This is a genomic window from Shewanella carassii, from assembly GCF_002777975.1.
Taxonomy (GTDB): domain Bacteria; phylum Pseudomonadota; class Gammaproteobacteria; order Enterobacterales; family Shewanellaceae; genus Shewanella; species Shewanella carassii.
This window is the reverse complement of sequence record NZ_NGVS01000009.1, coordinates 19,047-40,506: the sequence shown is the minus strand read 5'-3', so window position 1 is coordinate 40,506 and position 21,460 is coordinate 19,047. Positions and strand designations below refer to the sequence as shown.

Annotated in this window: 19 protein-coding genes and 6 tRNA genes; 14 read left to right on the top strand and 11 right to left on the bottom strand. The window is 54.0% G+C overall.

Annotated features, from left to right (window positions below; translation table 11 throughout):
- Positions 1–159: 159 nt before the first annotated feature.
- Positions 160–582 (bottom strand): hypothetical protein, encoded by a 423-nt coding sequence (locus CBE72_RS07210; protein WP_157929046.1) that lies wholly within the window; start codon positions 580–582, stop codon positions 160–162.
- Between the two features lie 3,039 nt (positions 583–3,621).
- On the opposite strand from CBE72_RS07210, the gene CBE72_RS07200 reads away from it, so the two are divergent.
- The 3 genes from CBE72_RS07200 (at position 3,622) to CBE72_RS07190 (ending at position 5,715) form a co-directional block, all read left to right on the top strand.
- Positions 3,622–4,755: a pyridoxal phosphate-dependent aminotransferase gene (locus CBE72_RS07200; protein WP_100142952.1), complete on the top strand. Its 1,134-nt coding sequence runs from the start codon at positions 3,622–3,624 to the stop codon at positions 4,753–4,755.
- Between the two features lie 94 nt (positions 4,756–4,849).
- Positions 4,850–5,308, top strand: a complete 459-nt coding sequence (locus CBE72_RS07195; RefSeq protein ID WP_100142951.1) for a hypothetical protein — start codon at positions 4,850–4,852, stop codon at positions 5,306–5,308.
- On the top strand, positions 5,305–5,715 hold the full coding sequence (locus tag CBE72_RS07190) for a hypothetical protein (protein WP_100142950.1): 411 nt from the start codon (positions 5,305–5,307) through the stop codon (positions 5,713–5,715). The genes CBE72_RS07195 and CBE72_RS07190 overlap by 4 nt, the downstream gene beginning before the upstream one ends.
- A 272-nt stretch (positions 5,716–5,987) precedes the next feature.
- Here CBE72_RS07190 and CBE72_RS07185 read toward each other — a convergent pair.
- The 9 genes from CBE72_RS07185 to CBE72_RS07145 all read right to left on the bottom strand — a co-directional run bounded on the left by CBE72_RS07185 (position 5,988) and on the right by CBE72_RS07145 (position 10,031).
- Positions 5,988–6,062, bottom strand: a tRNA-Gln gene (locus CBE72_RS07185).
- Positions 6,063–6,129: 67 nt separating this feature from the next.
- Positions 6,130–6,206, bottom strand: a tRNA-Met gene (locus CBE72_RS07180).
- A gap of 26 nt (positions 6,207–6,232) precedes the next feature.
- Positions 6,233–6,307 (bottom strand) — tRNA-Gln (locus tag CBE72_RS07175).
- A 21-nt stretch (positions 6,308–6,328) separates the two neighbouring features.
- Positions 6,329–6,403 (bottom strand) — tRNA-Gln (locus CBE72_RS07170).
- 35 nt (positions 6,404–6,438) lie between these two features.
- Positions 6,439–6,523 (bottom strand) — tRNA-Leu (locus CBE72_RS07165).
- A 31-nt stretch (positions 6,524–6,554) separates the two neighbouring features.
- Positions 6,555–6,631, bottom strand: a tRNA-Met gene (locus tag CBE72_RS07160).
- Positions 6,632–6,806: 175 nt separating this feature from the next.
- The gene (ychF, locus tag CBE72_RS07155) at positions 6,807–7,898 is read right to left on the bottom strand and encodes a redox-regulated ATPase YchF (protein ID WP_100142949.1); all 1,092 of its coding nucleotides are present in this window, start codon (positions 7,896–7,898) and stop codon (positions 6,807–6,809) included.
- Between the two features lie 85 nt (positions 7,899–7,983).
- Positions 7,984–8,571 carry an aminoacyl-tRNA hydrolase gene (pth, locus tag CBE72_RS07150; RefSeq protein ID WP_100142948.1) on the bottom strand — a complete coding sequence of 196 codons (588 nt, stop codon included), beginning with the start codon at positions 8,569–8,571 and terminating at the stop codon, positions 7,984–7,986.
- A 191-nt stretch (positions 8,572–8,762) separates the two neighbouring features.
- Complete coding sequence (locus CBE72_RS07145; protein ID WP_100142956.1) at positions 8,763–10,031, bottom strand: FAD-dependent oxidoreductase; 1,269 nt, start codon at positions 10,029–10,031, stop codon at positions 8,763–8,765.
- A 152-nt stretch (positions 10,032–10,183) separates the two neighbouring features.
- Here CBE72_RS07145 and CBE72_RS07140 point away from each other — a divergent pair, with 152 nt between their 5' ends.
- The 11 genes from CBE72_RS07140 to CBE72_RS07090 all read left to right on the top strand — a co-directional run bounded on the left by CBE72_RS07140 (position 10,184) and on the right by CBE72_RS07090 (position 20,767).
- Positions 10,184–10,507, top strand: a complete 324-nt coding sequence (locus CBE72_RS07140) for a hypothetical protein (protein WP_100142947.1) — start codon at positions 10,184–10,186, stop codon at positions 10,505–10,507.
- Between the two features lie 97 nt (positions 10,508–10,604).
- On the top strand, positions 10,605–12,029 hold the full coding sequence (miaB, locus tag CBE72_RS07135; RefSeq protein ID WP_100142946.1) for a tRNA (N6-isopentenyl adenosine(37)-C2)-methylthiotransferase MiaB: 1,425 nt from the start codon (positions 10,605–10,607) through the stop codon (positions 12,027–12,029).
- A gap of 129 nt (positions 12,030–12,158) precedes the next feature.
- Positions 12,159–13,205 (top strand): PhoH family protein, encoded by a 1,047-nt coding sequence (locus CBE72_RS07130; protein ID WP_100142945.1) that lies wholly within the window; start codon positions 12,159–12,161, stop codon positions 13,203–13,205.
- On the top strand, positions 13,195–13,656 hold the full coding sequence (gene ybeY, locus CBE72_RS07125) for an rRNA maturation RNase YbeY (RefSeq protein WP_100142944.1): 462 nt from the start codon (positions 13,195–13,197) through the stop codon (positions 13,654–13,656). Before CBE72_RS07130 ends, ybeY begins: the two co-directional genes overlap by 11 nt.
- 33 nt (positions 13,657–13,689) lie before the next feature.
- Positions 13,690–14,571, top strand: a complete 882-nt coding sequence (corC, locus tag CBE72_RS07120) for a CNNM family magnesium/cobalt transport protein CorC (protein ID WP_100142955.1) — start codon at positions 13,690–13,692, stop codon at positions 14,569–14,571.
- Positions 14,568–16,121: an apolipoprotein N-acyltransferase gene (gene lnt, locus CBE72_RS07115; protein ID WP_100142943.1), complete on the top strand. Its 1,554-nt coding sequence runs from the start codon at positions 14,568–14,570 to the stop codon at positions 16,119–16,121. The genes corC and lnt overlap by 4 nt, the downstream gene beginning before the upstream one ends.
- Positions 16,122–16,233: 112 nt before the next feature.
- Positions 16,234–16,953 (top strand): thermostable hemolysin, encoded by a 720-nt coding sequence (locus CBE72_RS07110; RefSeq protein WP_100142942.1) that lies wholly within the window; start codon positions 16,234–16,236, stop codon positions 16,951–16,953.
- A complete protein-coding gene (locus tag CBE72_RS07105; protein WP_100142941.1) occupies positions 16,950–18,596 on the top strand; it encodes an AMP-binding protein in 1,647 nt (548 codons plus the stop codon). Before CBE72_RS07110 ends, CBE72_RS07105 begins: the two co-directional genes overlap by 4 nt.
- Positions 18,596–19,267 carry an iron-containing redox enzyme family protein gene (locus CBE72_RS07100; RefSeq protein ID WP_100142940.1) on the top strand — a complete coding sequence of 224 codons (672 nt, stop codon included), beginning with the start codon at positions 18,596–18,598 and terminating at the stop codon, positions 19,265–19,267. Before CBE72_RS07105 ends, CBE72_RS07100 begins: the two co-directional genes overlap by 1 nt.
- 14 nt (positions 19,268–19,281) lie before the next feature.
- Positions 19,282–20,127 carry an SDR family oxidoreductase gene (locus tag CBE72_RS07095; protein ID WP_100142939.1) on the top strand — a complete coding sequence of 282 codons (846 nt, stop codon included), beginning with the start codon at positions 19,282–19,284 and terminating at the stop codon, positions 20,125–20,127.
- The gene (locus CBE72_RS07090) at positions 20,114–20,767 is read left to right on the top strand and encodes a tetratricopeptide repeat protein (protein ID WP_025011680.1); all 654 of its coding nucleotides are present in this window, start codon (positions 20,114–20,116) and stop codon (positions 20,765–20,767) included. The genes CBE72_RS07095 and CBE72_RS07090 overlap by 14 nt, the downstream gene beginning before the upstream one ends.
- Before the next feature lie 169 nt (positions 20,768–20,936).
- Here the strand turns inward: CBE72_RS07090 and CBE72_RS07085 are convergent, their stop codons facing one another.
- Positions 20,937–21,437 (bottom strand): zinc ribbon-containing protein, encoded by a 501-nt coding sequence (locus CBE72_RS07085; RefSeq protein ID WP_025011679.1) that lies wholly within the window; start codon positions 21,435–21,437, stop codon positions 20,937–20,939.
- Positions 21,438–21,460: the final 23 nt, after the last annotated feature.

The window sequence follows — 21,460 nt, the reverse complement described above, 5'->3', positions numbered from 1 at the left end:
GTCAGAGTGTCCTTACCGGAGATTTTTGGGTCTCCGGTAAGGACACTTTTATCTATTTGACAATGGGAATCATATCAACGCACCAATAACCGGCAGCTAGAATGAAGCGAAGCGTAGTGTAAGCTGTCCGGCGCCGTAGGCGCGAAGTTGATTGACTTGTTAGGCATTAATTAATTTCACTGTTGGAGGACTTTCAGAAACAACATCTATGATTTGGTTTAAGCAGCAAAAGCCATAGTGAACAAATGGGCCAGGATACTCTGCTGTAGCGAATGTACCTTGGCCAATATAGTTTAGAAACGCTGACTCCGAGTAAACTCGTGCAAGCCTACCCTCGAACTTTTCTTCGATGCCTCCAGCATAGCTTTCATTTGTAACTGCATATGCTATGTAATCATCGAAGACGATTTCATAGTGAGCACTGCTGTCGGTTACCTCTATGGGCTTGCTCGTGTTCAATAACTCTCGCAGTGCCTCATTTGGCTCTTCTTCTGATGTTATTCCCGGTGACGCATCAGATACACCAGCCTCCGCTATTACTATTCTGAGATAGTCTTTATAGGTTTCTTGTATCTCAATCATATCGAGATACTTATGCTGATTCATTGTACTGAACATAGATGCCTAACAGCTGTATAGTGCGCATGCGCGTTTTAGTCCTCGGAGGAGTGTAAACGCGCATCGCTATCTGTTTGTATTCGCTGGATATAATAGAGTTTAGCCCGAATATCCCTTGCAGCTAAACGCGCATGCGCGTTTTAGTCCTCGGAGGAGTGTAAACGCGCATCGCTATCTGTTTGTATTCGCTGGATATAATAGAGTTTAGCCCGAATATCCCTTGCAGCTAAACGCGCATGCGCGGTTTCTAAACCTATTATCTACCCGCTGTATTTTTTAACTTTATGAATTTAAATCTATTTTCTAAAATGTTACGGAAATAACGCGCAAGCTTAGCAGCAAATTTCCGGCATTTTTCCTGGAACGCCAATAATACTGTATAGAAAATCAGTTCTGAGGTGCTTGTCATAAGCGCTTCAAGCCGCACAACCAATGCTCCTACAACCCAGGCCTTACAAAAAAACGTTGAGTAAAGCCATGGCTACCGCACGGGTCCAAACTCTGTTCGTCCCTGCATTCCGCTAAAATCGGAAAAGTGTTGCAGCTTTCGCCTTAAGCTTAAGGAAGTACTAAAACTAAGCATTTGAATTAGTTATACAATACCCAGTGCTGGATATGAAAACAATTAGCCAAAGGTCAAGTTTTGACAAAGGCAACAAAACCCTGATTTAGTTTGTTTTTACAACAGAATTGACTGGGTTTGAAACCAAAGCGACTTCCTCCAGCTAATGCTGGGTGTTTGCATTATTCCCCGTTTTCGACGGTCACAGTCCCACCAGTGCCTGGAAATATGTGTATGTTTTTGGGCTATACACGATTTCAAATTCACCTAATCATCAGGAACCTCAAATGCTAAAGGTATACACTTTTCCCGCTCGAAGCGGCCGCAGGGCGTTGATGACAATCGCGTAGCGAGGCATGGCCGTTCACGGGCGTCCTGCCCTTCACGGCATTGGGACTCCTGTCCGGCAGATGCTGACGCAGCTCAGTCGAATAAGGGGCGAGTGTCGCCTAGCGACGAGCTAACGAGCGCGAAACAGGATGTTGAGCTGGGTTAGAGTCACATGGATGTGACTCGGAGCGTCTGGCGCGATAGCGAATTGGCATCATAAGCACAAGGGGTTTTCCGCTGCGTCGCGGGTCGCTGGGGGTTTGGGAAGGGGGCGAGTCGATACAGCCCCCTTTCCTCGGGTGTGGGGCGGTGAGTGTCGCATAGCGACATGCTTACGAGCGAGAGCCAGGGATGGCGAACTGGCAGTTGTGCATGGATGCACTTGCTCCACGACTTTAAGCCGCTGGCACAGCGGCTATCATTGCTTTCAGCTCAAAATGACCAAATAACATAGGTCGGGCTTCCGGCAATGGATGTTTCTCATTGCCTGCCGCAGGCTTATGCACAGGCGATCCTGTGACTCGCTGCGAGTACGTCCCTGTAAGCTCTGCCTCGCCATCCCTGGCTCGGAAGGTCACAGTCCCGCCTGTGCCTGGTAAATGGGTGTATATCTGCAAGTACTTCAGGGGTTTCAAGCTACTCAGCGCTAATAGAATTGCACTAATCCCCCTCGGTGTCGCCGACAGCCGTTGGCACAAATAACGTGGCTGAGGGCGAATGCTCGCCGGTGGCGAGTGTGCTTATGAGCGCGAGCCAAGGAAGGCGAGCTGGCCTTTATCCATGGAAGGATTTGGATGCCGAAGCAGCGACAGTCGAATCAGGGGCGAGTGTCGCTTAGCGACGAGCTCACGAGCGCGAAACAGGATGTTGAGCCGGGCCAGAGTCACATGGATGTGATTCTGAGCGTCTGAAGCGGTAGTTATTTGCGCCATTAGGCCGAGGGGCTTTCGACACCGTGTGGGGCGGCAAGGGAGATCCAAGAGGGGATTGCTGTTGATCCATTCTTGGTCGGGTGTGGGGCGAAGCTCCACGACTTTACGCCGCTGGCACAGCGGCTATTTATGGCTTTAAGCCAAAACTTACCAATGAACTTGCTCCTAGCGGCTAGCTATAACCCATCACCTGCGGTGCGCCTTTCGCACAGGCGATCCTGTGACACGGTGAGAGTTGCGTAGCAACATGCTTTCGAGCGCGAGCCAGGGATGGTGAGCTGGCCGTTAAACAGGGAAGTTGCTGTGAATACGTCCATGTAGCCTCGACGAAAACGTCCCTGTTTTCGACGGTCACAGTTCCACCTGTGCCTGGAAAATAGGTGTATGTCTGCAAACTCTTCAGATGTTTCAAGCTACTCGATACTAACAGAATTGCACCAATTCCCCCTTCGGAGCCGCCGCTGGCGTTGTTGCAAATTGGCGTAGCCGAGACAGGGATGTCGAGGCTCGAAGGTCGAGCAAGGATGCGAGTCCTGAGTGTAGCCAATTTGCTTCATAAGCCAGCGGGGATTTCGGCTACGTCGGGGGTGTCCTTGGGGATGCAAGGGGCTTTGGACAAGCAAAACCCCTTGCCCGGTGTGGTGTGGAACACCACGACTTTAAGCCGCTGGCACAGCGGCTATTTATGGCTTTAAGCCAAAACTTACCAATGAACTCACTCCTAGCGGCTAGCTAAGTTGTAACCCATCACCTGCGGTGCGCCTTTCGCACAGGCGATCCTGTGACATGGCGAGAGTTGCGTAGCAACATGCTTTCGAGCGCGAGTCATGGATGACGAGCTGGCAGTTAAACAGGGACGTTATTCGAGTACGTCCTTGTAAGCTCTGCCTCGCCATCCCTGGCTCGGAAGGTCACAGTCCCGCCTGTGCCTGGAAAATGAGTGTATTTCTGTGGGCATATAAGCAACGTCAAGCAACGCTATTCTTGCAGAACTGCAGTAACTCGTCCTTCAAAGCCACTGCCAGTGTTGTCATCAAACAACGACTTGATGTTACCAAAGCTCGCTGGCGGCCAAAGTCAAAAGAATAACAAGCTTCAAATAATGAATAAAAATTCATTTATTTTCTCTCCTCCTCTGGGTAGACTGAGCGCCCTCTTATCCAGAACATCATAATAAACATGCAATTAAGTCGTAGGCATTTTATTCAGGCCGGTTTAGCCGGTACCGCACTGGGGCTCAGTGGCTGCAGTAATTTCTCTTTATCTTCTCAGGAGCAGGCCCAAGCTACTGTCTCCAAGGGGCCCCTGGCGCTGAACTTCAATGAAAACCCACTGGGGATGCCAAGCAGCGCCAGAAAAGCCATTATGCAGCATATGGGCGAGGCTCACCTGTATCCCGACAGTGCCCGTCAGGCTTTGCTCAAGCGCCTGGCAAGCTATCACGGTATCAGCCAAGAGCAGCTCATCTACGGCAATGGCTCTTCCGAAGTACTCAAGTTCGCCATAGATGCCATGGCCAGCGCTCACTGCCAATTGGTGATGCCCAAACCTACCTTTGACATAGTGGCCGACTATGCCAAGGCCCGGGGACTCAAGGTCACAGAAGTGCCGCTGACCGCCGAGCTGCAAACCGATATCGCCGCCATGCAGGCTGCCGTGGCCGCGCACTCTGGCCCTTCCATTGTCTATCTGTGTAACCCCAATAACCCAACCGGCCTCTTGCTGCCCAAGGCGCCGGTTGCACAGTGGCTGGCCAAGGCCAGTCCCGAGCTGCAGTTTATTATTGATGAGGCCTACGGCGAGTATGCCGGTAGCGATTTCCAATCCGCGCTGCCGTTCATCCAAAATGGCCAGAAACACACAGTGCTGACCAAGACGTTCTCCAAGGCATGGGGAATGGCGGGACTGAGGGCCGGTTATGCCATTGCCACTCCGGAAATGATAGCCGCCATGCAGGCCCAGGCGAGTTTTGACAACGCCAACCTGTTTGCCCTCTATGGGGCGGCGGCAGTGTTGGATGACAGCGCCTGGCTGGCGCAGACCCGCAGCAACAACTTAGAGGCCGGTGCCATTATCATTGCCACACTCAAACAACTGGGGCTCGACTATCTGCCACTCAACGCCAGTTTTATTTTCCACCGCATCAAGGGCAATAATGAAGACTATCGCAAGCGGATGCAGCAGGCCGGCATTCTGGTAGGCCGCACCTTCCCAGGGCTTGAAGGCTGGAATCGCTTGACCTTGGGCACACCAATGCAGATGCAACAAGTTGCCAAAGAGATGCAACGTCTGCGTTTGGAAGGTTTGCTCTAATTTCTCTTTCAAGAGCTGTTTCAAGTGCTCTTTCAAGTGCCTTGACTTTTCGCTAGACTCGGACTTTCGCAGCCTTTTTCAGAAGGATTCTGATATGCAAGTCCGGCCCTTTCTGGGGGCGTTATTCGCCCTCGGTTTCTCCCTGTCGTTGCAAGCCGCCCCCGGCGAGCTGGTCATCAACAAAAATGCCAAACCCAAATCTTCAAACCGCTATATCGAAGCCGTTCATAAAGAGATCCCGGTAGCGGGAGCCAGTGAGGCCCAGGTTCGCTATGCCATTCTCGAAGGAATGCTCAGCACCAAGGGCTTTGCCTGGGTATACGAGGGCGAAGGTGAGGGCTATATCCTGGCCCGTTTCGACTATCGTGGCGACACTAATGTGATGCGCATTGAATACGACGCCAACTATATTCAGCTTAAATACCACGCCGCCCTGGGGGATTTTGTCTGCAAGAAGCTGATTGATGATATCTGCTACAAGAATGGCCGTGGCTATTACAACTACATCAAGAATCTGCGTCTCTCCATCGCCCAGGAGCTGAAAAAATCATGAAACGAATACTACTGCCGCTGCTGAATCTGTTATGGCTAACCCCGGCTTCCGCCGAGACTGAATATCAATTGCAACGCTGGCAAAACCCAGTACCCACAGGTGGTTATGTGCAGGATATCCCCGCCATGTTGCAGCGGGCCGTTACCCGGGATAGCTGGGAACTGGAAACTGCCGCAGATGGCACCTGGCTCGCCCGGCTCAATAACTACAAGGGATACACGGTCGAAGTAGAAGTCGCACGACAGGCACAGGCACTGCAGCTTAGCCTGCTCTCCAGCCGCTGCGATTGCAAAATGGACCAAGCCAAAATCGACAGTTGGTTAATTCGCCTCAGGCGCAATATCGCCCTCGAAGTCACCAAGGCCGCCAGAGATGAGAGTCTGCGACAGAAGCTGAAAGTCGAGTAGAAGCTTGATAGCTCAAGGCTGGTATGACTCTGGATCGGTGAAATCTTGGCACTAGTTTACAGGCATGCACAAGTTTACAGGCATACATGGATTTCCAAGCACAGGCGGAACTGTAGCCATCCTTGGTTGGCACTCGAAAGAGCGCTGCTACGTAACTCTCGCCGGCAACTTTCGCCATGTCGCAGGATCGCCAGTGCGAAATAGCCGAAAAGTGCAAACGATGAAAAACAGACACAAAAAAGCCCGTCTATGACGGGCTCTTTCGTTGAATATGGCTGGGGTACCAGGATTCGAACCTGGGAATGCCGGGATCAAAACCCGGTGCCTTACCGCTTGGCGATACCCCATCAGGGTCGGTATTAACCGATACGAATCTTAAGACTCGTGAAGACCAAGTTTGCTGCTAAAGAAACATGGTAGCTATGGCGGGACTTGAACCTGCGACCCCAGCATTATGAGTGCTGTGCTCTAACCAGCTGAGCTACATAGCCACTGTATTTTTTCTCTTTAGCGTTTATGGCTGGGGTACCAGGATTCGAACCTGGGAATGCCGGGATCAAAACCCGGTGCCTTACCGCTTGGCGATACCCCAATCTATAAACTTGGCAAAAGATGGCTGGGGTACCAGGATTCGAACCTGGGAATGCCGGGATCAAAACCCGGTGCCTTACCGCTTGGCGATACCCCACCAATAATCAAAGTTAGTTCAATAAGAGACAAATATGGTACGGGAGGAGAGACTTGAACTCTCACACCTTGCGGCACCAGAACCTAAATCTGGCGTGTCTACCAATTTCACCACTCCCGCAGTGTCTCTTGTTTTGACATCCCAAGAAGGATGGTAGCTATGGCGGGACTTGAACCTGCGACCCCAGCATTATGAGTGCTGTGCTCTAACCAGCTGAGCTACATAGCCACGATAACTTTGTTGTCCCCCTTGCCGGGGAACGGGGCGTATTATGCTTATTCAGGTTATTCAGGTCAACAGCTTTTTTAGGCTAAATCCCGCCACACCAGTCGTTTGCCTATAAACCCATCAAACTGGGCAACAGATACGCAAATCCGTATGCTGCCGCCCATGTAGAGTGGCTTTACACGTTAAACAGGAAGTGCATCACATCGCCGTCTTTGACGATATAGGTTTTCCCTTCCACCCGCAGCTTACCCGCTTCCTTACAACCGGCTTCGCCCTTGTACTGAATAAAGTCATCATAGGCCATAACCTGAGCCCGAATAAAGCCGCGCTCAAAGTCGGTGTGAATCTTACCGGCCGCCTGCGGTGCGGTAGAACCGACAGTCACAGTCCAGGCACGGACCTCTTTCACCCCGGCAGTAAAGTAAGTTTGCAGCGTCAGCAACTCGTAACCGGCGCGGATCACCCGATCAAGCCCAGGCTCTTCCAGACCCAGCTCTTCGAGGAACTCGCTGCGCTCTTCTTCATCCATTTCCGCCAGATCTGACTCGATAGCGGCGCACACAGGCACCACCACGGCATTTTCTTTTTCGGCAATGGCGCGCACTGTGTCCAGATGCGGGTTGTTAACAAAGCCGTCTTCAGAAACGTTGGCAATATACATGGTAGGCTTGAGCGTCAGCAGGTTCAGGTAAGCCACGGCTTCCAGTTCTTCCGGGCTCAAATCCAGGGTGCGCAGCATATGGCCTTCGTCCAGTACCGGCTTGAGTTTTTCCAGCACTTCGACTTCAAATTTGGCGTCTTTATCGCCACCCTTGGCACGCTTTTGCTGACGCAGTATGGCACGCTCAACACTGTCGAGATCCGCCAGCGCCAGTTCGGTATTGATCACTTCAATATCACCGGCCGGGTCAACCTTGTTGGCCACATGAACAATATTGTCGTTCTCGAAGCAACGTACCACATGGCCGATAGCATCGGTTTCACGGATATTGGCCAGGAACTTGTTACCCAGACCTTCGCCCTTGGATGCCCCGGCAACCAGACCGGCAATGTCCACAAACTCCATGGTGGTTGGCAGGACCCGCTCAGGCTTAACGATTTCAGCCAGGGCGTCCAGACGAGCATCCGGCACTGGCACCACACCTGTGTTGGGTTCTATGGTACAGAAGGGAAAGTTTGCCGCTTCGATGCCAGCCTTGGTTAACGCATTGAATAGAGTTGACTTACCGACGTTTGGCAGACCAACGATGCCGCATTTAAAACCCATGATGTTTACCTTTCTCTCTAATTTGAGTCCGGCGCTCTCGGCCCCGGACAGGATAATGAAACAGGCGTCTAACGCCTGGATAATCTTAGACCGCTTTAAAAGAATGCAGCCTGTGCATCGCCTTGGTCATATCCTCGGCAAAGAGGATATCTGTGGCGCGAACCGCTTCATCTACCGCGGCATCTATCAGCGACTGCTCAGTACTCGGCGCCTTGCCAAGCACATAGCCGCTGACTTTATTCTTGTCTCCGGGGTGACCTATGCCAATCCGCAGACGATAAAAATTCTTGTTGTTAGCCAGCTTGGCGATGATGTCCTTGAGGCCGTTATGGCCACCGTGCCCACCACCCAGCTTGAACTTGGCCACACCCGGCGGCATGTCCAGCTCATCGTGAGCGACCAAAATCTCCTCCGGTTGAATACGGAAGAAGTTCGCCAATGCCGCCACCGATTTACCACTCAGGTTCATATAAGTGGTAGGGATCAGCAGGCGCACATCGCGGCCCTTGAGCGTGACTCTGGCGGTCAGGCCAAAATACTTGCTGTCGGCACTGAGCTGGGCACCACAACCTCTGGCCAGCTCCTGCACATACCAGGCGCCGGCATTATGGCGGGTCTGGGCATACTCGGCGCCGGGATTGGCCAGCCCGACGATAAGTTTAATCTCTGTCATCAGTCTCTATCAGTCTGTTTAATCGAGGAGAAGTCCTGTGCGGCCGGACAAGGCCAGGCAAAAAATCATCGCTCTTGAAACTCGGTCGTTACCGACTAAGCCAAGTATAAAAAGCCAATGAAAAATGCCGCATTCTTGTAAAAACGCGGCATTTTAGCACTCTCTTGCGACAATCAACAAATCGACCGGGGTTATCTCAGCCCCAGCGCATACTTGAGCACTTGTTGCTTGACCGGGGTATTGATATCCGCCAACTTGAGCCCGGCGTTACGCAGCAGTTTAAGTGGCAGCAGATCGTTACTGAAACCGGCATAGAAGAGATCCATGCCTGTCATCATCAATTGATTGTCAAACCAGCGCTGCTTTTGGAACCCTTCAAGCACTGTGGCCTTTGACCAGTCTTCGCCCTTTTCCAGCGCCTGGGTGATTGTCGCGATCAAGGCTTCGACATCTTTAAAGCCCAGGTTAACCCCCTGCCCCGCCAGCGGGTTGATGGTGTGGGCCGCGTCTCCCAAGATCACCAGGTTATCGCGATAGTATTGCTGCGCATGGCGCCGGGTCAGCGGGAAACTGCCCTTGGCCAACACTTCGAAGTGAGGATCGAGCCTATCCGGGAAGTGATTGATAATCGCCTGCTTCAGTTGGCTGTCGCTGAGCTGCATCAAACTACGAATTTGTTTGGCATCGTCATACCAAACCAAGGACGCATTTTTGCCCGGCAATGGCAGCAAGGAACGCGGCCCTTGCGGAGTAAACTGTTGCCAGGTCACATCCTGCTCATCACACTCGGTGGCGATATTGATCAACATACAGGACTGGGAATAATCCCAACCGCTAATGCCAATTCCGGCCCATTGACGCACTCTGGAGTTGGCACCATCGGCCCCCACCAGCAAGCGAGTATCGAACACCCGGCCATCGTCCAGGCTCACCTCTATGCCAGCACAGGAGCGCACCATGCGCCCGACCCGCGCCGGACAGCAGAGGATCAGATTGGGGTAATTGTCGAATTCCTGCCACAATGCCAGCTGTACCAAACGGTTTTCCACTATGTGACCCAAACGCTCGGCCTTAATCTGACTGGCATGGAAACGGGTAATGCAGCCTTCCATCTCCCAGGTTTCCAGGCCACGATAAGCCACATGGCGCATTCCGAGCAGAGTATCAAATGCCCCCAGGCGCTCGAGTAGCACCTCCGATGCCACACTGATGGCCGAGACCCTGACATCCAGAGGTTGCGAGGCATCGAAGGCCTCGGGTTCAAAGGCCTCCACCAGCGCCACTTCCAGCCCGAGTTTGGCCAACCCCAGCGCCGTCGCCGCGCCCACCATACCGCCACCTATGATGACGATATCCTTGGTCTCATGTTGTTCTGTCACTATGCCTTTCCTGCTGTCTCTCTTCTCTGCCGCCTCGGCCACAGAATTGTGTTCAATGGTAACTGTTTTGGCTTCAATCATGAGCAAATGTTGCTGCTGGCCCTCCTGAAACACCTGCTTACAAGCTGACACACGAGCCTTGGCAACCTTAGGCTAGCCTCAGAGTGTCCAAGCAGTATCTGTCATGGCCAACACCGCATTGGCGGTTATCGACATCAACAAGTGAGGATACCATGTGCAAACTTACCAACAGCCTGATAGCCGCAGCCCTTATCGTTCCGGGCGCCTTTAGCTGTGGTCATGTTCTGGCCGCCACCACAGCAGACCAGATGGAGGTGATAACTGTAACCTATCGCTCGTCGCTGAATTATGCCCTATATCAACAAATCACGGAAACCATGGCTGGCTTTCGTTTAGAGGTACTGGAGGATATCTATCTTCAGGCTCGCAGCAGCAACCAACAGATGGCTGAGCAGTTCTACCAGCAGCAGAGCATTCAGTTGGCCGACAATCGCTTACCCACACAGCTTGAAGGGGTACTACAGCCACCAGAGTAATTCTCAGCCCTGGCGTTCAAAAGCTGGTCAGCGGACTTAACAGCGGGTAAAATGGCGCGCTATTTTTTAAGTGGTTCCGAAGAGCGACGCAAAACTGATGAGTAAAAAACTCCATATTAAAACCTGGGGCTGTCAGATGAATGAGTACGACTCATCCAAGATGGCCGATCTGTTAAACGAATTTCAGGGCTACACCCTGACCGAAGAGGCTGATGAGGCAGATATTCTGCTGCTCAATACCTGTTCTATTCGTGAAAAAGCGCAGGAAAAGGTATTCCATCAGCTCGGCCGCTGGAAAACACTCAAAGACAAGAACCCTGAGCTGATCATTGGCGTGGGTGGTTGTGTGGCTTCTCAGGAAGGCAAGGCGATAAAAGAACGCGCCCAGTGCGTGGATATTATCTTCGGCCCCCAAACCCTGCACCGTCTACCAGAGATGATCAACCAGGTTCGCAGCGGCGACCAGGCAGTGATTGACGTCAGCTTCCCGGAAATCGAGAAGTTCGACCGTCTGCCCGAGCCCCGCGCCGAAGGCCCCACCGCCTTTGTCTCCATCATGGAAGGCTGCAGCAAGTACTGCTCTTTCTGCGTGGTGCCTTATACCCGCGGTGAAGAAGTCAGCCGACCACTGGATGACATCATCCTGGAAATCGCTCAACTGGCCGAGCAAGGGGTGCGTGAAGTCAACCTGCTGGGACAGAACGTTAACGCCTATCGCGGCCTGACCCATGATGACGAAATTTGCAGCTTTGCCGAGCTGCTGCGTTATGTGGCCGCCATCGACGGTATCGACCGCATCCGCTTTACCACCAGCCATCCGATAGAGTTCACCCAGGACATTATCGATGTCTATGAAGACACTCCAGAGCTGGTCAGCTTCCTGCACCTGCCGGTGCAATCGGGTTCAGACCGCATTCTGACCCAGATGAAGCGCGGCCATATGGCAATCGAGTACAAGTCAATCATTCGCCGTCTGCGCAAGGCGCGGCCGGATATTCAGATAAGTTCCGACTTTATCATCGGCTTCCCCGGCGAAACCAAAGAAGACTTTGCCGACACCATGAAGTTGATTGAAGAAGTGGGCTTCGACCACAGCTTCAGCTTTATCTACAGTGCCCGTCCCGGCACCCCGGCGGCCGACTTGCCGGATGATGTGGATATGGAAGAGAAAAAGCAGCGCCTGGCAATCCTGCAGGATAGGATTACTCAACAAGCGCAGCGCTACAGCCGCCAGATGCTGGGTACAGTGCAGCGTATTCTGGTAGAAGGCCCATCGGTCAAGAACCCCATGGAACTGCGCGGCCGCACCGAGAACAACCGGGTGGTCAACTTCGAAGGCCAGCCCAAGCACATAGGCAGCTTCGTGGACGTGGAAATCGTCGATGTCTACACCAACTCGCTGCGCGGCAAATTTATTCGCGGTGAAGATGAGATGGACTTGCGCAAGAGCCTGCGCCCCAGTGATATTCTGGCCAAGCATAACCAGGAAGACACCCTGGGCGTGACTCAGTTCACCCCGTAAGCGCCGAGACTTCCACGGCGGCCCGGCTCTTCGGACCCGGGCCGTTTTATTTTAGGCTCGATTTTCCGTTAGCATTTATGCCTTCACGCTCGTAAACTGATCAAAGATGACATCAACAGGAGTTTTTGTTTGTCTCACAAATTAACCACCATGAATCTGTATCTCGAACCGGCCGACAGCCGCCGTCTGGCGTCTCTGTGTGGTCCGTTCGATGACAATATCAAGCAGCTCGAGCGCCGGGTGGGCGTCGAGATAAGCTACCGCAACAACCATTTTCAGATTGTCGGCCAGCCACGTAACTGCCTCACCGCCAACAACCTACTGAAACAGCTCTATGTCGAAACCGCGCCGGTAAAAGGCTCGACTCCGGATCTGGAGCCCGAGCAGGTGCATATCGCCATTCAGGAAGCCATTGCCCTGGAAGCCGACGACAGCGGAGCTGAACCCAAAGAGCACTATATCAAGACCCGCAAAGGGGTGATTAAGCCGCGCAATCCCAACCAGACCCAATATGTGGCCAACATAGTGCGCCATGACATCACCTTCGGCATAGGCCCCGCCGGTACCGGCAAGACCTATCTGGCCGTGGCCGCCGCCGTGGATGCGCTGGAGCGTCAGGAGATCCGCCGCATTCTGCTGACCCGCCCGGCGGTGGAAGCCGGTGAGAAGCTGGGGTTCCTGCCCGGCGATCTGAGCCAGAAGGTAGACCCTTACCTCAGGCCTCTGTATGACGCCCTGTTTGAGATGCTCGGGTTTGAGAAGGTCGAGCGACTGATAGAACGCAATGTTATCGAGGTCGCGCCGCTGGCCTATATGCGTGGCCGCACCCTCAACGATGCCTTTATCATTCTCGATGAGAGCCAAAATACCACGGTGGAACAGATGAAGATGTTCCTCACCCGCATCGGCTTCAACTCCAAGGCGGTGATCACTGGTGACATTACCCAGATAGATCTGCCGCGCAACGCCAAGTCCGGCCTGCGCCACGCCATTGAAGTACTGAGTGAAGTGGAAGAGATCAGCTTCAACTTCTTCCAGGCTCAGGACGTGGTGCGCCACCCGGTAGTAGCCCGCATAGTGGAAGCCTATGAAGCGCACGATCAGCGCCAGCAAGCGGCCAAGGCCCAACGCGACAGCCAATATCAACTGACAGAGGCCAGCGCTCATGAGTCTTGATCTACAACTGGACCTGCAACTGGCCACAGAAGCGCAAAACCTGCCATCCCAGAGCGATTTTGAACTCTGGGCCCGTACTGCCATAGGCAATAGTATGGAGCAGGCCGAACTGACCATACGTCTGGTCAACAGCGATGAAAGCAAGCAATTGAACCGGGATTATCGCGGCAAGGATAAGCCCACCAATGTGCTGTCATTTCCGTTTGAAGCACCACCGGGAATAACCCTGCCATTACTCGGGGATCTTGTCATTTGCGCTTCAGTCGTTGAAAATGAAGCCCGTGAACAGCATAAACCGCTACAGGCGCACTGGGCACACATGGTTGTGCACGGTTGCCTGCATCTGCTAGGTTATGATCACATCGAAGATGCCGAAGCCGAAGAAATGGAGTCGCTAGAGACCCAACTAATTGAAAGCTTAGGTTTTACTGACCCATACAAGGAGCAATAATTGCCAGGGTTCCCCCCTGTCATGAAGAACACTATGAGTGACGATATCCCCCCGAGTACCAGCGCCCATAAGAAAAGCTGGTTTGACCGAGTAAGCCAGTTATTCCAGGGCGAGCCTCAAAATCGCGAAGATCTGGTAGAAGTGATCCACGATGCCGAGCAGCGTGAGCTCATCACAGAAGATACCCGCGAGATGATAAAAGGTGTTTTAGAGGTATCCGATTTGCGCGTCAGGGACATAATGATCCCCAGGGCGCAGATTGTCGCCATCCAATTCAATGACTCTGTTGAGGAACTGCTCAACACTGTCATCAACTCTGCTCATTCCCGCTTTCCAGTGGTCAATGAAGACAAAGACCATATCGAAGGCATACTGCTGGCCAAAGATCTGCTGAAGTACGGCTTCAACAATAGTGAAGAGCCTTTTTCTTTAGAAAAAGTGATCCGCCCGGCCGTTGTGGTGCCCGAGAGCAAGAGAGTGGATGTGCTGCTCAAAGAGTTCCGTTCCCAACGCTACCATATGGCGATTGTGGTCGATGAATACGGTGGTGTTTCCGGCCTGGTCACCATTGAAGATATTCTCGAAGAGATTGTCGGCGATATCGAAGATGAGTTCGATCACGACAACAGCGACGAGTCTGAAATCCGTAAAGCCGGTAACCGGGTTTACATGGTCAAGGCACTGACCGAGATTGAAGATTTCAACGAAACCTTCAACACCCATTTCAGTGATGAAGAGTTCGACACAGTCGGCGGCCTGGTGTCTCACGCCTTCGGTCACCTGCCGGAGCGCAACGAGAAGATCGTCATCGATGGCATTGAATTTAAAGTGATCAGTGCCGATACCCGCCGTTTATTGCAACTCAGGGTAAAACTGCCCGATCCCAACGACACTGAAGATAGTAACGACCAGTGAAGTCCACATTAGCGGCGCTTAAACGCCATCCCAAGCTGCGTCTGGTACTGGCCTTTTTGGCCGGTGCCAGTACGGCACTTTCCTTTGCCCCCTACGATCTCTGGCCCATCTACCCGCTGGCGCTGGCCTTTGGCCTTTGGCACAGTGACAAGCTTTCCCCCAAGGCCAGTTTTGGCTATTGGCTCAGCTTTGGCTTTGGCGCCTTCGCCTTCGGGATCAGCTGGGTGCATGTCAGCATGGATAGATTCGGTGGCTTGCCGCTGCTTGTTTCCATGGGCCTGATGGCCCTGTTGGCACTCTATCTGGCCTTGTATCCGGCGCTGGCCGGTGCCCTGCTGGCAAGGCTGGCGCCCAAGCGCCATAACTGGCAACTGCTGGGGCTGTTTCCAGCTCTCTGGACCCTGTGCGAATGGCTGCGGGGCTGGGTGCTCACCGGTTTTCCCTGGCTCTGGGGCGGCTATAGCCAAACCTCGGGCCCCTTGAAGCCACTGGCCTCAATGATAGGCACCCTGGGACTCAGTTTTGTGGTAGCGCTGCTGGCTGCAAGCCTGGTGCTGCTACTCAAACGCCGCTGGCTCAGCCTGGTGGTAAGCTCGGCGCTACTGACCCTGCTCGTATGGCAGGCGCCGCGATTTTCAACGGTTGAGCGCACTGGCGAGACCCTCAGCGTGGCGTTGGTGCAGGGCAATATTCCTCAGAGCATGAAGTGGCAGCCGGAAGCTCTCTGGCCGACTATGCTCAAGTATATGGATCTCTCCCGCCCGCATCTGGACAGAGACTTGGTGATCTGGCCCGAGGCAGCAATACCGGCCCCCGAAAGCATGGTGGCCGAGTTTCTCGACAACGCCAACAAAGTTGCCAATCTGCGGGATGCCGCCATCATCACAGGTATCATCAGCCAGCGAAATGGCGACTTCTACAACTCGTTGATCGTGCTGGGAAATCATCATCAGAAACAGCAACAAAACGCCGACTATAGCGCAGCTGGTGATAATCAGTTCCGTAAGCATCACCTGCTGCCCATAGGCGAGTTTGTGCCCATGGAGTCGCTGCTGCGGCCCCTGGCCCCCTTCTTCAACCTGCCCATGTCCTCGTTTGCCAGAGGCAGTTATCAGCAAAATAATCTGACGGCCCTGGGTCATACCCTGGCACCGGCAATCTGCTATGAAATCGCTTTCCCCGAGCAGCTCAGGGCCAACGTCGCCGAGGATACCCAGGTGTTGCTGACCGTCTCCAACGATGCCTGGTTTGGTGAATCCAATGGCCCACTGCAACACATGGAGATAGCCCAGATGCGCTCGGCCGAATTGGGCCGACCTCTGCTGCGGGCCACCAACAATGGCGTCACCGCCGTGGTGGATGAATTTGGCAATATCAGTGCCAAACTGCCGCAGTTTGTAGAAGGTGTACTCACCGCTGAAGTGCCGCTGGTCGAGGGCCAGACTCTGTTCAGCCGAATCGGTCAATGGCCGGTACTGGGGCTGAGTGGCTTGCTGCTGCTTTTGGGACTGTTGTATTGCCCCAAGTGGCGAAAGAGCAATAAAAGCTAAAGCCAATTCATTGATTTTTATCTAATTGATAAAATATTAATGGATACATAAGTATTTCTTAAGACTGCTTTTCTAGGCTCTGGATACTGGTTAACAGATCCGGAGTATCTCTATGGTCAAGCAGTTTCCCCTGTCTGTCCTGGAAAAGGACGTCCCAAGCTCTGCCAACCCACCTCATGTGCTTCCCGAGTGTCGCCTGTTCCATGAGCAGGCAGAGGGCCGCACTGAGGTCGAAGACTATATCGCCGCCAAGTATTTTCAGGTGCATGGTGCCAAGCTCAAGGAATTTTTGCCTTTCTTACTGCAGCTGAGCATGAAGGGGCAGCCTCAGGGTGCCTTCGGCCTCAGAGCCGGTTGCTACTACCCCTTGTTTCTGGAGCAATACCTAGAAGCCCCCATAGAGCAACAGGTGGCGCTGCTGGCCAAACGCCCGGTGGACAGGGCTTCCTTGGTAGAGGTGGGCAATCTGGCACTCACCAACAAGAGTTCAGGGCCACTGCTGCTGGTACTGCTTGCCGCCACGCTGGCCAGAGCCGGTTTTGAGTATATGGTCTTTACCGTCACAGAGCAGGTAGAGGCGCTGATGCGACTACTGGGCTTTTCACCCATGTTGCTCTGCAGCGCCGATCCAAAGCGACTGGAAGGTGACAGCGCCATCTGGGGCAATTACTACCGCAACAACCCCAGAGTCATGATTGGCGATCTGCGCCTCGCCCAAGAGGTGATAGACGCCAGCCCCCGCTTGAGACGACTGGCACAAAGGCACGAATTGGATATCAACACCATGGCGGCCGAATTGGCTTATGCCAGGACCCGGGAGCCAAACCTATGACTCCATCGCCCCCATTAAGCCAAGCCAATACCTCTGAGTCGGGCATCGGAACCAACCTTGATTGGGATGTTCTAGGCAAACTCAACGGCGAAGATCAGGCCATTGCCCTTAGCGATGCTGGGCGGCAACTCAGCTACCTTGAACTGAAAACAGAAATCCGCCGCTACAGTGATTTCCTCAAACGCCTGAATATCCGCAGCCTGGCACTGCATGCCGGCAACAGTGTGCAGTGGGCGATACTGGATCTCGCCTGCCAACAGGCGGGAGTTCTTTGCCTGCCCTTGCCGCTGTTTTTCTCCCAAGAGCAGTTGGCAAACTGCCTGGAACAAACCTCGGTTGAGCTGGTGCTCGGCGAAAGCCCACAAATTCAGCCTTGTTTGCCAAAGGGCTTCGCGCCTTACCAAGGTCTCAGTGAACTGGGCTGCAATCTATACGGCTGGCAACTATACCGCAGGCAATTATACGGCAGACAGTTATATGACGAGCGGCTATCTGACGGACAGCTCTGCGACGGGCATCCGGGCCAACAGAGCACTTGCGCCGAGAAAATGGCGGCTTTTCCACAAGTCCCTCAGGGCACAGCCAAAATTACCTTTACCTCAGGCTCTACCGGTAACCCCAAGGGGGTGTGTCTCAGCAGCGAGCATCAATGGCGGGTGGCCGAATCACTTGCCACAGTCACGGCCCTGCCCAGCCCCAGGCATCTTTGTCTGTTGCCCTTGAGCACCTTGCTGGAAAACATCGCCGGTATCTACAGCCCCTTGCTGTGCGGCGGCACTGTGCTGCTGCCCTCGGATAAAGCGCGCGGCATGCATGGCAGCTCAAGACTCGACAGCCGGGCGCTGCTGCAAACCATAAGCCAAGCGCAGCCAAGCAGCATGATCCTCATTCCTCAGTTACTGACACTGCTGGTCGGTGCCTGCGAGCAAGGTTGGCAAGCGCCAAACTCACTGCGCTTTGTCGCCGTCGGTGGCGGCAAGGTCGCCCCCGAGTTGCTGCTGCGGGCCAGGGAGCTTGGATTGCCGGTTTATGAAGGTTACGGCCTGTCGGAATGCGGCTCTGTCGTGGCGCTCAACACCCCGGATAAAGACACTCCCGGCTTTGCCGGCACTGTATTGCCTCACTGCAAAGTCACCATTCGCGGCGGCGAAATCCATGTCGGCGGCGCCAGTCACCTGGGGTATCTCGGCCAACCCGAGACTTGGGGTCAGGGAGAAATCGCTACCGGCGACCTTGGCCAACTCGATAAAGGTGTGCTCACCATTAGCGGGCGCCGCAAGCATCTGCTTATCAGCTCCTTTGGCCGCAATATCAGCCCTGAGTGGGTGGAGTCGGCGCTGATGGCCAGACCGCTGCTGAGTCAGTGTATGGTCCTTGGCGACACCAAGCCCTGGCTCAGCGCGCTACTGTGCGCTCCGCTCCAAGTCAGCAATGAGCAGCTCCAGGCCTGGCTGGATGCGGTCAATGCCACATTGCCCGACTACGCCAGGATCAAACGCTGGATAAGACTGAATGAAACCGAGCTCAAGCCTCACACCACCGCCAATGGCAGGGTCAAGCGCGCCTCACTGCTGAGCGCCCTGGCCGCTCAAATAGAACAGCTCTATCTATCCGAAACCCCATATCTTGAGGGAACCTTATAATGAATTTCTACGACCAATTACAACAAGCAACCCAGAGCGGACGCGAGTATCTGCTGGCCAGTCCCATCATAGGCAAATGCCTGCAAGGAGAGATAAGCCTGGAGGACTATGTCGCCTTCCTGCACCAGGCCTATCACCATGTGAAGCACACTTCGCCGCTGCTCATGGCCACAGGCGCCAGACTGCCGGAAAGCAAGGAATGGCTCAGGGTGGCGGTGGCCGAGTATATCGAAGAGGAGCAAGGCCACCAGGAGTGGATCCTCAATGACATAGCCGCCTGCGGTTTTGACAAGGAAAAGGCCAGACGCAGCACGCCGCTTTTTGCCACCGAACTCATGGTGGCTTACGCCTACGACATGGTGAATCGGGTAAGTCCACTGGGCTTTTTCGGCATGGTCAATGTACTGGAAGGCACCAGCATTAATCTGGCGTTGCTGGCGGCCGAGAAAGTGCAATCACGCCTGGGGCTGCCGGATTCGGCCTTCAGTTATCTCAAGTCTCACGGCGAGCTGGACAAGCAACATATCCATTTCTTTGAGGGGCTGATGAACCGGATTGAGGATCCCGAAGAGCAAGCCTTGATCATTCACGCCGCCAACAACTTCTACCGCCTCTACGGCAACATCTTCCGCGAGCTGGCACCGGCCCAGGCCTTGGCGCTGGCCTCCTAAAAACGGTGATCAATATGGAACTCAAGCATCTGAATGTCATCATCACCGGCGCCAGTGGCGGCATCGGCAGCGCCATCGCCAGGGCGCTGGCCGCCAAAGGCGCCAGACTGCTGCTCTGCGGCCGGGATCAAGCCAAGCTCGATGCCCTGAAACAGAGCCTTGCCGGGGAACATCACACCTTAAGCGCCGATCTGACCAGCAGTGGCGGTCAGTGTCAGCTGCGCCAAGCCGCCGGGGTGTTCAGCCCCAAGGTGTTAATCAACTGCCTCGGGGTCAATCAACTCAGCATGCTGGAAGCCAGCGACACCTGTGATACCCGCGCCATGATGGCGGTGAACCTGGAGGCGCCCATCAACTGTTGCCGCACCCTGCTGCCCTTGCTCAAACGTCAGTCCGAGGCCGCCATCATCAATGTCGGTTCCATTCTCGGCAGCATAGGCTACCCGGGTTCCAGTCTTTACTGCGCCAGCAAGTTTGGCCTCAGGGGTTTTACCGAAGCACTGGAACGGGAGTTGGCCGACAGCAAGATTAAGGTACTCTATTTCGCCCCCAGAGCCACGGATACCGAACTCAACACAGAATCGATGCGCCAGCTCAATTCGGCGCTCGGCAACCGTCAGGACAGCCCTGAGTGGGTGGCCGACATCCTCTGCCGCGATCTGGCCGATAATCGCCGGGGCCGCCGTTTTATCGGTTGGCCGGAAAAGCTGTTTGTGCGGATAAACGCCCTGCTGCCCGGCCTGGTTAACAATGATACCCGCAAGAAACTGCCACTTGTCCGCCAGTTTTGCCAAAGGGCCATGCCAATACAAGACACGGCCAACCCCATCACCGAAGGAGAGAAACATGAAGCCATTTAAACTCTTGTGCCTGAGCGCAGCGCTGCTGGTGAGTCCTTCGCTCTGGGCCGATGACGCAAGCGATCTGGCCGTCAAACAGCTGCAACACGACTGGGCCATCAACAACTATCAACTCAGCGGCGACGAGCAGGAAAAAGCCTTCGTTAAACTGCTAAAGCTGGCAGATGAGTCGGTGCAGTCCCACCCCCAAAGTACGGGCGTGCGCATCTGGCACGGGATAATCAACTCTACCTATGCCGGGGTCAGCGGCGGCCTCGGTGCCCTCAAATATGCCAAGCGGGCTCGCAGTGATTTCGAGCAGGCGCTTAAGCAAGATCCCACCGCGCTCAAGGGCTCGGCCTATACCAGTCTTGGGGTGCTTTACTACAAGGTGCCCGGCTGGCCGCTAGGCTTTGGGGACGATGACAAGGCCGAGGAGTTACTGAAACAAGCGTTGGAGCTCAACCCCGATGGTATAGACAGCAACTACTTTTACGGCGACTTCCTGTTGGAAGAGGACAGGTATGACGAAGCCCTGCCTTTCCTGCAAAAAGCGCTCGAAGCCGCCCCAAGGCCGGGGCGCGAGCTGGCAGATGCGGGTCGCAAGCAGGAAATCAAGGCCGCACTAGCCAAAATCGCCGCCTATCGCGATAACAGTTGATCAAAACCCGTGTTGAGAAACGGCACATCTGCAGCCAAAACCTGTCAGTCTCAGTTTCAAACGGCATCAACAATATAGAAAACGCAGGCCGAAGCCTGCGTTTTTATTTCTGTGCGTTTAAGGGCTTTCCCTTGAGCTCCAAGCCATTGAAAGCCGGAACATCTATGACTCAGGGCGCCAGCGCTTCACGGGTAAATTCCGAGTGGTCACACTCGGGGCAGTCTGGAATGATGCCTGGGAACTCAAAGTCCATCTCATGGCCGCAGTTGCTGCAGACCATCTTGCCCTGACTGACGATATCGCCGCTCTGATAATAGCCATGATGTTTGAACTCATGGGCCAGTTCGTGCCACTCCACCTGGCTACGGTCACTGATTTCGCCCAGCCAGTGCCAGAGGGTGTTTTCCAGTGTCAGCATAGTGGGGCTGTAACTGATGTCATCTTCCGTTTGGCTCTGGATATAGCTGGCGATATCCCGCTTAAGGAATTCCTCGACCAGAGACAGCTCGGCCTCACCGGCTTGCTGCTTGATAGCCAAATACTCTTTCCCTTCCTTGATAGAGTTAAATAAGCTCTTAACTGTCAATGAGTTATCTTGGTTATACTGTTGTTTGACTCTGTCAATCAAGGCCTGATACAGCGCCAGTAACTCCGTACTTCTCTCACTCATGGCCAATACTCCTTTAAGACGAA